Raw genomic sequence first — 14,105 nt, forward strand, 5'->3', positions numbered from 1 at the left:
GATGCTCCCCTTCGCCCCGTCAGCTTGTGTGGGGCTGCTTCTTGAGCGGCATCATGGCGCTGGCTTGCGCCGACGCAAGCAAAACCCCCGCCTGTTCACGCGCGTGTGACGTCAGTTGCCGTCATCACTCCCGCTGCGCCGCTGGCGGTCCAGCAGGCCACGTAGCACGTCGGCCGGGGTGGGTTGTGACTGCTGCTCGTCCTCTTCGCCTTCACCCTCGCCGGAGCGCTGGCCGGGCAGGATGCGGTCGAGCAGGCCACGCGCCTGACCGGCCGCCAGCTCGCGGGCAACCGCTTCGAAATCGATGCTGAACGACGGGTTGGCGAAATTACCGCGTATCCGGACGGGTACGGCAATGCCGCCCAGCTCCGGCGTGCCGCCCTGGCCAGCCAGTGAGGCGACGGCGCGCGGCGAAATGCGGTAGTCCATCGACTGTTCCACCAGATTGAACTCGCCTGTGCCGGTAACCCGCAATAGCGGGCTGAGCATGGACAAATCGGTATTCGACAGGACGCCATTGCGGATATTGAACGTGCCGCCCAGCTCGCTGAAATCGGTCTCCTCCTCCGGCCCGAAGCCTTGGGGCAGCTGACGTGTCGTGATGGCGGTCTGCACGCCACGAAGGATGCGTGCAAGGTTGAAACCTTCAATCGCGCCATCGCTCAGGCGCAGATTACCACTGCCCGACAGCGACCGCATGATCGCTGCCGTGCTGGCCCCCGAGCTGGTCAGGTCAATGGTGAAATTGCCTAGCCCGCGCAGCGCCGAGAAGTCTGCTGCTGCGCCAAGGAAGGGCTGGGTCTGCAGGCCCTGCAGCCGGGCGTTCAGCGAATAGCTGGGCGTCGCGCCACGGGCATTGACAACGAGCTGTCCCGATCCGCTGCCGCCATACAGCGTGAAGCGTGACAGGTCGGCCACGAGGCGCCCATTGGTCAGGCGGGCATGGACGGCAGCCTCGCTTACCTCCACATCGCCGAAGATCAGCCGTCCGGCACTGAGACGCAGATCAGCGTCCACCAGGCTCAGGGCCGCCAGATCAATTTCCTCGGTGCTCCATTCAGGCTGACCGCCGGTGGCCGTGCCGGACTGTTCGGCCGGCATATAGGGGTTGAGGTTCAGGACAGGAATGACCAGCTGGCCGGTCAGCATGGGGCGCTCACGCTCCGTCTGCACGGTCAGGGAGCCGGTTGCGGTAATCTCGTCGAGACGCAGCCTTGCGTTCTCGAAGCGGATCTCGCCCGGCACGCTGGTCAGGCGCCCGGATGCCGATGCGCTCCGCAGGGCCGAGCCGGGCGGCAAGGGCTCGCCAGCAAGCCGCGCGAGACCGGGAATGTCGGTCTGGACACTGGCGTCGCCAGCCAGATCAAACGTGCTGCTTTCCAGCGCATTGCCGTCGAAACTCACGGTAAGCGGGCTGGAGCGGACCTCCAGCGTCAGAGGGGTTTCACGCCCTTCCATGAACGGACGCAGGCCGCCGAGCCGGGTGTCGAAAGCAATCCTCTCGCCGCGCAGCACGAACTCGCCATCCATGCGCGCTTCGCGGTCCAGATCCTCTGCATGCAGCCGGACATTGAGCTGCGAAACGTCCCAGGTGTCGGTTCCGTCGGAATAGCTCAATGCGCCGTTTTCAATGCGGATGCCGGAGAACGTCCCGTCGAAGGGAAGTGCGCCGGGCTGGCGGAAGCCGCCATTACTGTCGGATGACGGCGCAGCTTGCGCTTCCTCAGCGGAGGCAAATGTCCAGTTATTGCCGCGCGCGTTTTCGCGAAGACGGATAACCGGCTCGACCAGCACGAACTCGCTGACCTCCACCCGGTTGGAAAACAGCGGCCACAGGGCGAGGCCCAGGCGCAGTTCGGAGAGCTCTGCAAACGCCTCCTCGCCAAACCCATCCGCATTGCCGATCGAAACATTGCCTGCACTGATCTGGATGGAGGGCAATATGGTCAGGCCGATCTCGCCGCCAATGCTCACCTCGCGCCCCAGCTGCTCGCTGGCCCGCCGCTCGATTTCGCCGCGCCAGTTTTCCGGGGTGAGCAGCGCCGGAACCAGAAGGGCGGCGGCAACAGCGATCCCCGCAAGGACCAGAAGAATCATAAGCAGGCGGCGCATGATGTGAACTCCGGTATTGCCAGCAGGCGAGGGGGCAACGGAAACAGTTCCGTAGCGGTCCGGGTTATGTTTAACTTCTCGGGACAATTGTTTCCATCGTGGCGGGCCGGAAAAATGAATCCTGGTGCGCCCGTCATTGTCCTGAAGGGGGAGTGGTGATGAATAACGAACTGAAAATTGATCCCGCATTGCCGCCGGTGCGCATGGACCGGCGCGAGCTGCTGATGGGGCTCGCTGTTGGTACGGTTGTGCCGTTCGTTGCCGGGTGTACGGCGCACAATCCGGAGCTGGGCCGCAGCCAGCTCATGCTCGTCTCTGATGCCCAGATCGCCCAGCTCTCCCAGCAGACATGGCAGCAATCGCTGCAACAGGAACGCGTCACCCGCGATGCCAGCAAGCGCAACCAGGTCAACCGGGTCGGCCAGCGCATCGCGCAGAGCTCCGGCATGACCCAGCATGACTGGGAGTTCGTCGTGTTCGACAATGACCAGGTCAATGCCTGGGTGCTGCCCAATGGCAAGGTGGCGGTCTATTCGGGCCTGCTGGATGTGACCGGCAATGACGACCAGCTGGCCGCCGTGATCGGCCACGAGGCCGGCCACGTGGCAGGCCGTCACGCGCAGGAGCGCGCTTCCCAGCAGATGGCAGCCGGCGTGGGGGCCGGACTTGCCGCCGTCGCGCTGGACCAGGGTGGGGTGAGCAATGCCGGCATGTGGGCCGGTGTGCTGGGCGCGGGGCTGACCTTCGGCGTGCTGCTGCCCTATTCGCGCCGCCACGAATACGAGGCTGACCGGCTGGGTACCGACTATATGGCCCGTGCCAATTACCGCCCCACCGAAGCGCTTACCTTCTGGAACGGCATGATGGCACGCAGCGGTGGTTCGGGCGGCCCGCCCGCCTTCCTGTCGACGCACCCGTCGGACGCCCAGCGCATGCAGGCTTTGCAGAGCCATATCACGTCGAGCGGCTACGCCTGATACGCTGAGCTACATCACATGGCCGCCGGTCTTGCATCGCAGGTCCGGCGGCGCTATGTCAGCGCTCCCGCCGCCTTGAGGCATCGCCCTCGCGCCGGGTTTTGAGTGCCGCCTTAGCTCAGTTGGTTAGAGCGCTAGATTGTGGATCTAGAGGTCCCCCGTTCGAGCCGGGGAGGCGGTACCATTCAACTGCCGTGACAAGCTGGCGTTTTCGCGCCGCGGCACATCAGGCGGCAGCGGTGTTGTCACATATGCGTGACAACCGCAGACGGCCAATGGAAACACCCCTCATTCCGACCTAGCCTTCCCCCACAAATCCGGGGAGGGATAATATGCTGTTGCGTTTCCTTGTAGTTTTGTCCGCCGCCACGCTCTGCATGGCAGCTCATGCGCAGGACGGCGATCATGGGCCGCTACAGCCTGTGGACCTGTTCGCGATGGAAGCGGCAGCGGACGTGCAGATTTCGCCAGACGGTCAGCGTATCGCCTATGTACGCCGGACCAACGATATCATGACCGATCGGGCCCGCAGCAGCATCTGGATAGTGGACTATGACGGGCGCAACCATATGCCTGTCGCCTCCAGCGCTTCGGCAGACTTCACCAGCCCGCGCTGGGCGCCTGACAGTGGCAGGCTGGCCTATGTCGCCAGTACGGGCGGAATCCAGGAATTGCGCCTGCACTGGGTGTCCAGCAGCCGTGATGCAGCGGTCAGCCGCCTGCCGGGCGCGCCGGCGGGACTGCAGTGGTCCCCGGATGGCAACCGGCTGGCCTTTGCCAGCTTCTCCCCCGGTTCGGGTCCGTCGCCAGCCTCCCTGCCGTCACGCCCCGAGGGTGCGCAATGGGCCGAGCCTGCCCGGGTGGAAGAGCGCATGGTGTTCCGCGCCGACGGGCGGGGCCTGGTGCCCCACGGCGTACAGCAGATATTTGTAACCGCCGCGGAGGGCGGGACACCCGTTCAAGTGACAGATGACACCGAGGGCGTTGCTGCCGACTTTGCCTGGACACCTGATGGATCGGCCCTGATTGTCTCTGCTGACCGCAGGCCCGGCCGCAACGCGTCTCCAGCAGACACCGAGCTGCACCGCATCGATCTCGCCTCCGGCACCATCACGCAACTGACTGACAGGCGGGGACCGGACAGCTCTCCGGCTGTGTCGCCCGACGGACGCCGGATCGCCTATCTCGGATACGATCAGCGCTATCTCGGCTTCCAGACCCAGCGCCTCTATGTGATGGACATTGACGGTAGCAATTCGCGTGTGGTCACAGCTGATTTTGACCGCAGCCTTGCCAACCCGGTGTGGGCGCAGAACGGGCGCGGCGTCTATGTCTCCTTCGTCGATCAGGGTGAGGTGAAGATCGCTCTGATTACGCTGAACGGCGATGTCCAGGTGCTGGGCGAAGGGCTGGGCGGTTCCAGTTTCGGTGTTCCGTATGCTGGCGGGACGTTTTCGGTTTCGCCCCGGACGGGCAGGTTTGCCGGAGCCGTTTCGTCGCCGCTGCGCCCGGCTGAAGTGGCTGCAGGAGACCGGCGTAGCGGGCTGCGGCGCATAACCTCGCTTAACGAGGAGCTATTGTCGCGGCGGCATGTGTCTGATGCCGAAGAAATCTGGTGGGCTTCGCCCCATGACGGGCGTCAGATACAGGGCTGGGTTCTTCACCCGCCCGGATTCGATCCCGGCCAGACCTACCCGCTATTTCTTGAAATCCATGGCGGCCCATTTGCCGCGTACGGCCCGACCTTCACCGCAGAGTTACAGCTCATGGCTGCTGCGGGATATGTCGTGATCTACACAAACCCGCGCGGATCAACGAGCTATGGCGAGGAATTCGCCAATCTCATCGACCGCAGCTATCCCGGCAATGACTATGACGACCTTATGGGCGGCGTCGATGCCCTGATTGCGCGCGGCTATATCGACGAGGACCGGCTGTTCGTGTCGGGCGGGTCAGGCGGCGGCGTGCTGACGGCGTGGATCGTGGGCAATACAGACCGGTTTGCGGCGGCTTCGACCGTCAAGCCGGTGATAAACTGGGGCAGCTTTGTCCTCCACGCCGACCTGACAAATGTCTTCTATCGTTTCTGGTTTGATGCACCGCCGTGGGAAGACCCTGAAGCGTACTGGCGCCGGTCGCCTCTTTCTCTGGTCGGCAATGTCACAACGCCGACCATGGTGATGGTCGGCGGCGATGATTTGCGCACGCCGGTCTCGGAGTCCGAGCAATACTACACCGCACTGCGTATCCGGGATGTGCCGACCCGGCTGGTTGTCATCCCCGGCGCGCCCCACGGGATCACCGCTTCACGGCCCAGCCGCCTTTTGATGGTGGTCGCAGAAAACCTGCGCTGGTTTGCCGAACACGACCCGGCAAACCGCACAGACGAGGACTAGCCGTATCAGGCCGGCTTGTGTGACTGGCGTGGCGTTCAGCATTTTCCACAGGAAAGTGCTGAGCGTTTGCGCCTTGCAGCGCGCGGCTTGCTTAACAATAGGTTAATCTGTCACAGAGGGGCAGCCCAAAGACACGATGCCGGTTGAGGGGCCGGGGCAGGGAGCAGGCATGGCGAGACTGACCAGCACAACCGGCACCAGCTTTATCATCCTTGATGATGGCGAGCTTTATGAAGAGGCCGATATCGACCGGATCTGCGAGCGCCATGCCATTGGCGATGCGGACCAGAAAATGGCGCTCTGGCGCCTTCTGGAGGATTGCGGGCGCGCGCTGATCGACCAGAAGCGCTTGCAGACGCGCCGCACCCAGATTGCCCGGCTGCGGCAGGACCTGCAGATGGGGCTGCGCCTCACCGGCCAGCTTGCCGGTCTGGTTCCGGACGCGGCTCATCTGCGCGACGATACCCCCACCATGACATTGACGCGCCGCCACCTTGCCGCGCTGCGCGAGGCCGAGCGCCGTCTTGATGCCGGCCATGACGGGAAAACCCGCACCCGGCTGGAGGATGCCGCTCCGGCGCTGGAATGCCTGCAGCGCGTGTTCGAGATGGCTCTGGAAGCGTGCGGTGAGCGCGAGGATGAGGACGGGCCGGAAAGTGTGTGGCGCGCCGCTGTTACGGCGTTCTATTCGCGCACCCTGTCACGGCCCTGGTCACGCCAGGGCGACAATGCCGGCGAACGGTTTCTGGCCGATTGCCGTATTGCGCTGGAACGGGTCGATGAGGACGCCGAAGGGGCAGAGCGCGTCAGCCCGGTGCGTCTGGCGAGCCAGACGCCGGGCTGATCTGCGTCAGTTTCCGCTTTCGCGGCGCTCCTCGACGAGGGTGCGCGCTGCATCTTCGCTGTCGACCGCCTCGATGGACGCAATCCGGCAGCGCCATCCGTCATCGGGAATGACGAACTCGCTCATGGGCTGGCAGATGCGCTGATTGCCGGTGATCGAGGTGGCGATTTCCACACCGAAATTCAGCCCCGAGCATCGCGTGGCCGTGGTGACGAGGAAATACCGGCTGGCACCTGAACGCAGGATCAGATGGCGGTCATCAATGACCGAATAGCCACTGATGGAGCCGATCTGCACGCAGCGGTCCGACTGCACGCTTTCACCGGCCATGGCTGTGCCGGACAGGGTGATTGCAGCGCCTGCAGCCGCTATAGCTGCGGCTATACGAGAGATGGTTTCGAGTTTCACCGCCATGGTAACGCGAACCTTTCCTGTCATTTTGTGTTCCTGTCCGGAACCGGAGGTTCCTGCAGAGAGGCTGGTATGCGTAAGAACGCTCCACGCGTGTGCATAATCGGTGCCGGGGCAGCCGGGCTTGCACTGGCGTATGCGCTATCCTTACGGGGAATTAATACCCTTATTTGTGACGCTGGTAAGGCAGGTCATGGCGCTTTGGCGGCATCTGCCGGCATGATCGCCCCCGGAGCGGAAATCTGGGAGGCGCGAGACAGCGCCTCACCTCTGGCCGGGGCGTTTGCCGCGCTGGCCCGGCACAGCGCGTCGCTCTGGCCGGAATGGGCGCACCGCCTGTCTGCCGAGACGGGTATGGATGTGGCCTACAGGGCCTGTGGCGCGCTGATACCGGTACGCCAGACGGGCATGGCTGAGTGGCTGTCAGGCAGGGATATCGAGGCGGTTTCTCTTGATGCCGGCGCGGTCCGGGCCCGCATGCCGGGGCTTGCCCTGCCAGACGGCGCGGTCTTTCTGCCCGGCGACGCGCAACTGTCCGCGCCGCACCTGATCTCTGCACTGATGGCGGCACTGGCCGGGCGCGGCATCGATATGCGCGAAAACGCGCGCGTGACCGCGCTGCGGCGCCAGGGTGACATCTGGCAGGTCCGGCTCGCTACCGGAGAGATTGGCGAGGCTGATGTCGTGGTGCTGGCCGCTGGCTGGGCGGCTGCAGACCTGCACGGCGCTGCGGCGGGCATTTATCCGGTCAAAGGGCAGGCCGTGATGCTGGATGCGGGTGCGCAGGCTGACTGGCCGCTATTGCGCGCGGGCGACGTCTATCTTGCGCCCAAGCCCGGCGGGCGTCTGCTGGTGGGTGCCAGTGTCGAGCCGGGCAGGAGCGATGCCGGGACAGAGCCGGACATGGCCGCAGCGCTGGTCGAGCGCGCGTCCCGCTATCTGCCGGACATTGCTGCGATGCCCCGGCTGGCGCACTGGGCCGGTATCCGTCCGGCCCTGCCGGGTCTGATGCCGCGCGCCGGTCTGGCCGAGCCGGGCCTTGTCGTGGCGCTGGGTGCCTACAGGCACGGTGTCATGCTGGCCCCGGCGCTGGCTGACGGCCTGGCCGCGCTGATCGATGAGGGCAGGGTGGGTGCGCTTCTTGCCCCGTTCGCGCCGGACACGGTTAACGAAGGCTTATCCTCCGCCGGGTGAGATGGTGGCCAAGCGATTCTTTTACCGGAGCGTACCGTTCTCATGCCCGACCGCATTGGCAACGCGCTGGCAGGCCAGCTGCAGAATACATTCTCGCCGTCGCGGCTGATTTCAGATGCAGCCAGCGCCACAGGTGCCAATTTCGACTTTCTGATGCGTACGGCGGCCCGCGAAAGCAATTTCGATGCGGGCGCGCGTGCCAGCACGTCCAGCGCGTCCGGCATGTTCCAGTTCATCGAGCAGACCTGGCTTGCCATGGTCGCCCGGCATGGCGAGCGGCATGGTTATGGCGATATGGCCGCCTCGGTGCGTCAGGATGGCAGCCGTTTTGTCGTGGACGATCCCGCGCGCCGCCAGGAAATTCTCGACATGCGCTTTGATCCGCGCGCGGCCAGTCTCATGGCGGGCGAGCTGACGGCGGAGAATGCGGCGATCTTGCGCTCTGCCACGGGGCGTGAACCCACTACCGGCGAGCTTTATGCGGCCCACTTCCTGGGCGCATCGCGCGCCGCACGCCTGATCGAGACGGCGCATACCAATCCGGACATGCGCGCCGATGCCCTGTTTCCCGATGCGGCCTCGGCCAACCGGCGCGTATTCTTTGACGGTGCCCGCCCGCGCAGCGCTTCGGAGCTGTTGTCATTTCTGACCCGCGAGCGGCCGGTGGCCAATGTGCCTGATACGGTTACGGCGCCGAGCATGGTGGCCGATACACAGGCCGGTGCCAGCCTGCAGCGCGTTCGCGAGAATCTTCGCGCCGGGGTTTCGGGATATGCGACGGGCGGCGCACCGGGCGCGGTTCTGTCTCCGGCTGTGATGGAAATTCTCAACACGCTGGACATGCCGCTGCGCAGCCGGGGGCGGCGCTCCTGACGGTTTGCCTGACGCGCAGCAATAACCCGTTAAGATTTCAGGCGCACGCTTCCTGGTGCCGGTTGTCCTTGTTGCTTGGGAGTATGGGACCATGAGCGTAAAGGCTTTAAGAGCGCGTCTCACCCGTGAGGACGTTGCCCGCCTTGCCAGTGCGCAGGACGATGAGGGCCGTGCCCTCGCCGCACGCAAGATATGCGCCCGCATCTCCATGCCGGGCCTGTCGGAGAGTGACCGCGCCGCGGCCAATGCCATTCTGGAAGTCCTTGCCAATGACGCGGCAGAGATCGTGCGGCGCGCGCTGTCGGTCACCTTGGCGCGCTCACCGAGCCTGCCGCGCGAGGTCGCGCGCAAGCTGGCCGCCGATATCGATTCCATTGCCGTGCCGGTTATCGCCGGTTCGCCTTCGCTGACGGAGGAAGACCTCACCGAGATTGTCCGTTCGGGCATCGTCATCCGCCAGCTGGCCATCGCCGGACGCGCGGAAGTGCCGGGCAAGGTGGTGCGCGAACTGGTCATGCGCGGTGCAGACCCGGCGGTTCAGCGTGTGATCGCCAATGATGGCGCGCATTTCGACGCCGGTTCCTACGCCCTGACTTTTGAGCGCTATCACGACCAGCCTGCCATGCTGGAGAATTTCGTCGAGCGAGCCAGCCTGCCGATCGAAGTCACCGAAAAGCTCATCAACGTGATTTCAGAGGCCGCAGTGGAGCGCCTCGTTTCGCGCCACGCCCTGCCGGCGCAACTGGCCGTCGAGCTGGCCGAAACCACACGCGAGCGCGCGACTGTCGATCTGGTCGAGCAGGCAGGGCTGACCCCTGATCCGCGCCGCTTCGTGCAGCAATTGCAGATGAACGGGCGGCTGACGCCTTCGCTGATCCTGCGTGCCCTGTTCCGCGGCCATATGAGCTTTTTCGAGCACTGCATGGCCGAGCTTGCCGGGATACCGCACGCCAAGGCGTGGCTGCTGATCCATGATGCAGGACCGCTGGGGCTGGACGCGGTGTTTGAGCGTTCCGGTCTGCCGCGGCGTATATTGCCGGCCGTGCGCGCGTCGGTGAGCGCCTATCATTCGCTGGAGATTGGCGGGCAGGGACCCGAAGATATTGTGAAATTCAGGGCGGCGCTGACCCAGCGCATCTTCACCCAGTTCCAGGGCGCGCCGGAAGCCGATCTGGAATACTGCATGGCGCGGCTGGAAGCGGATATGCGCGCCGTTACGGACGATATCGCCCCGCCGGCAGCCCTGAAGGCAGGCTGACCGGTCCTTCTGTCAGCTGCAATTGCGGTCAGGCTGGCGCGCCGACGAGATCAATCACGCGGGTTTCCAGTTCCTCGGCCAGAGTCCGGCCCACGGCATGATCGTCAGTGCGGATGTTCTGGCGCAGGGCCGCGCGGATAGCGCCGACATGGGCCTCCACCAGCTGCACAGGCACCAGCTCGCGCTTCTCACCTGTTTCCACCAGGCGCGACAGGGAGGCGGCCATGCGCGTCACCAGCGGAAAATCATAGGTGGCCCCAAGGCCGCGCAAATCGTGTGCAACGGTGAAAAGCTCGTCGCCCGCGTCGCTGGTCAGCCCTTCGGCCTGTACCTTGTCGAGGGCGGCTTCCAGCTTGTCGACTTCTTCGGCCAGCCAGCCGGAGAATTCTTCCTTCATTTCGGCAAGTGCGGCCTCGGCGCGCGCGATGGCTGCCGGATCTGCTGGCGCAATCCGCCCGCCCACCTTCACCTTGAGCATGTTGGGCGGGTTGATGATCTCGATGGGTCGTTCGCGTTGCGTCATGGCCTTGTCCCTTCCCCTGTCACACTAGAGTGCCGCATCTTCGCGGCGTTCCGGGCCTTCATACTCATTGTTGAGACGCCGCCTGTCGGGGCCGAAAAATACCTTGGTGCGCACAAAAGGGCGCGGGCGGTTCACGATCACCTGCAGGCGTTTGTAAAGCTGCTCGGCAGAAAATGGCTTGGCGAGAAACTCTGTAACGCCGGCATCACGCGCTTCGCGCACCCGCGAAGGCTCGGCATAGGCCGTCAGCATGATGATCGGAATGAACGGGTTGGCGCTCTTTTCCGGATTGCGCAGATGGCGAACGAGCGCCAGACCGTCGACAGGTGCCATCTTCCAGTCAGTGACAATCACGTCGATCTGCTCAACCGACAAAATGCCCAGCGCGCGCTTGGCATCGGCCGCTTCAAACACATTCTCACAGCCAAAAGCGCCAAGCACCGCACGCACCAGCCCGCGCATGGCTGCGTTGTCATCAACCAGCAGCACGCGCAACTTGGTGAAGGCCATGTCGGCAGGAAGTTCTCCAGCCAAAACGCTACCTCGTTCTCAGTATCCCCGTTGGAGGCAAACCCTACGGGCAACTTGCTTAATATACGGCTAAGCGGGCGCTCCAAACCATTATGAGGGCAGGGCCTAGGAGGTAAACTGTTCGAGAATAATGCGTTCATCCAGCGCCCGGCCGGCATCAAACAGCATGGTAAGCGTCACATCATCGGCTTCTTCGATGGTCACAGATTTCACATCACGAAACTCGCGATTGTCTGCGACGGCGGCAACCGGGCGGTGAACCGGCTCTATCACGTCGAACTTCACGGTGCTGGCATGGCTGAGCAAAGCCCCGCGCCAGCGCCGCGGCCGGAAGGCGCTGATAGGGGTTAGGGCCAGCAGGCTGGCATCAATCGGCAGGATCGGGCCGTGGGCCGAGAAGTTATAGGCGGTAGAGCCCGCTGGCGTGGAGACCAGCACCCCGTCGGCTGCCAGCTCCTCCATGCGCTCGATATCGTCAATGAATATACGGATTTTGGCGGTCTGACGGGTCTGGCGCAGGAGAGAGACCTCGTTGATGGCCAGCGATTCAAACGTCTCGCCGTGCACATTGGAGCCTTTGGCCCGTAAGGGATGGATGATTGCGGTCTCGGCGGCCTCAAGATGCGCGGGCAGATCATCATGCACCGGATCATTCATCAGGAAACCGACCGAGCCGAAATTCATCCCGTAAACGGGGATGTTGTGGCCCATCACGGCATGCAACGCATCGAGCATGCAGCCGTCTCCGCCCAGCGCGATCACGCAATCTGCTTCCAGCAGCGGGCAATCGCCATAGCGCTCCACCAGCGCATTGCGTGCGCTCAGCGCGTCGGGCCGGTCAGCGGCGTGGAAGGCCAGGCGCATGGCAAAAACCTGCAATCGGGACAAACGGTAAAGCGCATTCAAGCCGTGCCGGTGGGTGCATGCAAGGGCCGAAAGCGCCGATCACGCGTGCCGTGCACCTTTCCGGCTCTCCGGGCGTATGCCAGACTTGCGCGGCAAGCAGACGGAGACGAGTCCGAAATGGCTATTGAAACCGCACTCATGGCCTCTGCTGATCCGGGGCATGCGATGCGCGCGCACCTGATCGGGCGCTTTCAGGCGCTCCGCTCTCGCTCCACCGCGCTGACATCAGTCCTGTCAGATGAGGATATGGGCGCGCAGACCATGGAGGATGTGTCGCCATCCAAATGGCATCTGGCCCATACAAGCTGGTTCTGGGAGACTTTCCTGCTGGAGCCGCACCTGCCGGGTTATGAGGCTTTTGATCCGCGCTTTGGCTATCTGTTCAATTCCTATTACGAGGCGCTGGGCGACCGGCAGCCGCGCGCCGCGCGCGGTCACATCACCCGGCCGGGCATTGCCCATGTCATGGCCTATCGCGCCCATGTAGATGGCGCGATGGAGCGCCTTCTGGAGAGTTGCGGGGAGGCTGATCTGGAACGGATCGCCGCACTGATCGAAACCGGCATCGCCCATGAGGAGCAGCATCAGGAGCTGATCCTGACCGACATCAAGCATGTGCTGAGCGTCAATCCGTTTGGCGAAATCTACAGCGAACCGGCATCGCCGCCGGCCCAGCCCGGCGCGCTGGCCGGGTGGCTGGAGTTTGCCGGCGGGCTGGATGAATTCGGGGCCGGGGACACCGGATTTGCCTTTGACAATGAAGGGCCGCGCCACAAGGCATGGCTGGCGCCTTTTGCGCTGTCCACCCATTGCGTCACGAATGGCGAGTACGCGCAATTCATTGCCGATGGCGGATATGATACCGCTTCGCTATGGCTGTCTGACGGCTGGGCGCGGGTGCAGGCCGAGGGGCGGCGCTGCCCGCTCTACTGGCGCGGCAGCGAGCGCGAATGGCGCGAGTTTACCCTGCATGGAGAACGCGAGCTGGACGCGTCCGCGCCTGTCAGCCATCTCGATTATTTCGAGGCCAGCGCCTTTGCCGAATGGACCGGCTACCGCCTGCCGGAGGAACGCGAATGGGAGCTGGCCGCGCGCCGGTTCGATGCCGGAAGCGCCCGCGCCATGACGCCTGATGGCTGGCTGCACCCCGCGTCCGCCGATCAGGCCAGCCTGTTTGGCGGGGTGTGGCAATGGACGCGCTCGGCCTATGCGCCCTATCCGGGCTATCGCGCGCAGGGCGGCGCGATTGGCGAGTATAATGGCAAATTCATGTGCGGGCAGTTCGTGCTGAAAGGCGGCTCTGCCCTGACGCCGCCGGGTCATGTCCGCGCCAGCTATCGCAACTTCTTCCCCCCGCAGGCCCAATGGCAGATGACGGGGCTGCGCCTGGCGAAGGACGCCTAGCGATCATGGACCGCGCGATGATTACGGATGTCGCCGATTATTTCGCCAAAGGCTGCGGGCGCTGCGACCGGTTCGCCACGCCGGACTGTTCCACCCGTCAATGGGCGGGCGGCCTTGAGGCTCTGCGCCGGCTGTGCATCGAGGCCGGGCTCACCGAAACGGTAAAATGGGGCCATCCCTGCTACATGCATGCGGGCCGCAATATCGCGATCATCGGCGCATTCCGTGGCGATTTCCGCCTGAGCTTCTTCAACGCGGCCCTGATGAAGGATCCCGAGGGCGTGCTGGAGAAGCAAGGCCCAAACACCCGTCACGCCGACATGATCCGTTTTCGTGACAACGCGCAGGTCAAGGCACTGGAACCGGTCATCCGCGCCTATCTGGCTGAAGCCATGGGCTATGCCGAAGCGGGCATCAAACCTGCCAGGGAAGATCACGCGCTTGAATTACCTGAGGAACTGGCGGAGGCGCTGGACCATGACCCGGAGCTTGCCGAGGCGTTTCACGCGCTCACCCCCGGACGGCAGAAAAGCTATGTGATCAATATCGGCTCGGCCAAGGCGTCTGCGACCCGCATCGCCCGCATCGGGAAATTCCGGCCGAAGATTCTGGCCGGCAAGGGCGCGATGGAGCGGTGAATAGCCGCGGGCGCCGCCGAGTTGATTTGACCTGCATG

General features: G+C 64.2%; 13 protein-coding genes and 1 tRNA gene. 9 read left to right on the forward strand and 5 right to left on the reverse strand.

What is annotated here, in order from left to right:
• Nucleotides 1–111: 111 nt before the first annotated feature.
• Complete coding sequence (locus ACQ5ID_RS02260) at nt 112–2,112, reverse strand: AsmA family protein (protein WP_429910856.1); 2,001 nt, start codon at nt 2,110–2,112, stop codon at nt 112–114.
• A gap of 224 nt (nt 2,113–2,336) precedes the next feature.
• On the opposite strand from ACQ5ID_RS02260, the gene ACQ5ID_RS02265 reads away from it, so the two are divergent.
• The 4 genes from ACQ5ID_RS02265 to ACQ5ID_RS02280 all read left to right on the forward strand — a co-directional run bounded on the left by ACQ5ID_RS02265 (nt 2,337) and on the right by ACQ5ID_RS02280 (nt 6,329).
• Nucleotides 2,337–3,089 (forward strand): M48 family metallopeptidase, encoded by a 753-nt coding sequence (locus ACQ5ID_RS02265; RefSeq protein WP_429910857.1) that lies wholly within the window; start codon nt 2,337–2,339, stop codon nt 3,087–3,089.
• Between the two features lie 107 nt (nt 3,090–3,196).
• Nucleotides 3,197–3,273: transfer RNA gene (locus tag ACQ5ID_RS02270), tRNA-His, on the forward strand.
• A 148-nt stretch (nt 3,274–3,421) separates the two neighbouring features.
• The gene (locus ACQ5ID_RS02275; RefSeq protein ID WP_429910858.1) at nt 3,422–5,485 is read left to right on the forward strand and encodes a prolyl oligopeptidase family serine peptidase; all 2,064 of its coding nucleotides are present in this window, start codon (nt 3,422–3,424) and stop codon (nt 5,483–5,485) included.
• Nucleotides 5,486–5,654: 169 nt separating this feature from the next.
• Nucleotides 5,655–6,329 carry a hypothetical protein gene (locus ACQ5ID_RS02280; protein ID WP_429910859.1) on the forward strand — a complete coding sequence of 225 codons (675 nt, stop codon included), beginning with the start codon at nt 5,655–5,657 and terminating at the stop codon, nt 6,327–6,329.
• Between the two features lie 6 nt (nt 6,330–6,335).
• Here the strand turns inward: ACQ5ID_RS02280 and ACQ5ID_RS02285 are convergent, their stop codons facing one another.
• Nucleotides 6,336–6,767: a DUF6491 family protein gene (locus ACQ5ID_RS02285; protein ID WP_429910860.1), complete on the reverse strand. Its 432-nt coding sequence runs from the start codon at nt 6,765–6,767 to the stop codon at nt 6,336–6,338.
• A 45-nt stretch (nt 6,768–6,812) separates the two neighbouring features.
• Between ACQ5ID_RS02285 and ACQ5ID_RS02290 the strand changes: the two genes are divergently transcribed.
• The 3 genes from ACQ5ID_RS02290 (at nt 6,813) to ACQ5ID_RS02300 (ending at nt 10,065) form a co-directional block, all read left to right on the forward strand.
• The gene (locus ACQ5ID_RS02290; protein ID WP_429910861.1) at nt 6,813–7,934 is read left to right on the forward strand and encodes an NAD(P)/FAD-dependent oxidoreductase; all 1,122 of its coding nucleotides are present in this window, start codon (nt 6,813–6,815) and stop codon (nt 7,932–7,934) included.
• A gap of 42 nt (nt 7,935–7,976) precedes the next feature.
• Nucleotides 7,977–8,807 carry a hypothetical protein gene (locus ACQ5ID_RS02295; RefSeq protein WP_429910862.1) on the forward strand — a complete coding sequence of 277 codons (831 nt, stop codon included), beginning with the start codon at nt 7,977–7,979 and terminating at the stop codon, nt 8,805–8,807.
• 91 nt (nt 8,808–8,898) lie between these two features.
• Nucleotides 8,899–10,065, forward strand: a complete 1,167-nt coding sequence (locus ACQ5ID_RS02300; RefSeq protein ID WP_429910863.1) for a DUF2336 domain-containing protein — start codon at nt 8,899–8,901, stop codon at nt 10,063–10,065.
• 28 nt (nt 10,066–10,093) lie between these two features.
• On the opposite strand, the gene ACQ5ID_RS02305 is transcribed toward ACQ5ID_RS02300, so the two are convergent.
• From ACQ5ID_RS02305 to ACQ5ID_RS02315, 3 genes are all read right to left on the reverse strand, one after another.
• The gene (locus ACQ5ID_RS02305) at nt 10,094–10,588 is read right to left on the reverse strand and encodes an Hpt domain-containing protein (protein ID WP_429910864.1); all 495 of its coding nucleotides are present in this window, start codon (nt 10,586–10,588) and stop codon (nt 10,094–10,096) included.
• Nucleotides 10,589–10,612: 24 nt separating this feature from the next.
• Nucleotides 10,613–11,098, reverse strand: a complete 486-nt coding sequence (locus ACQ5ID_RS02310; RefSeq protein WP_429910865.1) for a response regulator — start codon at nt 11,096–11,098, stop codon at nt 10,613–10,615.
• Nucleotides 11,099–11,224: 126 nt separating this feature from the next.
• Entirely contained in the window at nt 11,225–11,983 is a 759-nt protein-coding gene (locus ACQ5ID_RS02315) for an NAD kinase (RefSeq protein ID WP_429910866.1), read from the reverse strand.
• 159 nt (nt 11,984–12,142) lie between these two features.
• Here ACQ5ID_RS02315 and egtB point away from each other — a divergent pair, with 159 nt between their 5' ends.
• A complete protein-coding gene (gene egtB / locus ACQ5ID_RS02320) occupies nt 12,143–13,429 on the forward strand; it encodes an ergothioneine biosynthesis protein EgtB (protein WP_429910867.1) in 1,287 nt (428 codons plus the stop codon).
• 17 nt (nt 13,430–13,446) lie between these two features.
• Nucleotides 13,447–14,067: a YdeI/OmpD-associated family protein gene (locus tag ACQ5ID_RS02325; protein ID WP_429911149.1), complete on the forward strand. Its 621-nt coding sequence runs from the start codon at nt 13,447–13,449 to the stop codon at nt 14,065–14,067.
• The last annotated feature ends 38 nt before the right edge of the window (nt 14,068–14,105 follow it).

Source organism: Glycocaulis sp., from assembly GCF_050485565.1.
GTDB lineage: Bacteria > Pseudomonadota > Alphaproteobacteria > Caulobacterales > Maricaulaceae > Glycocaulis.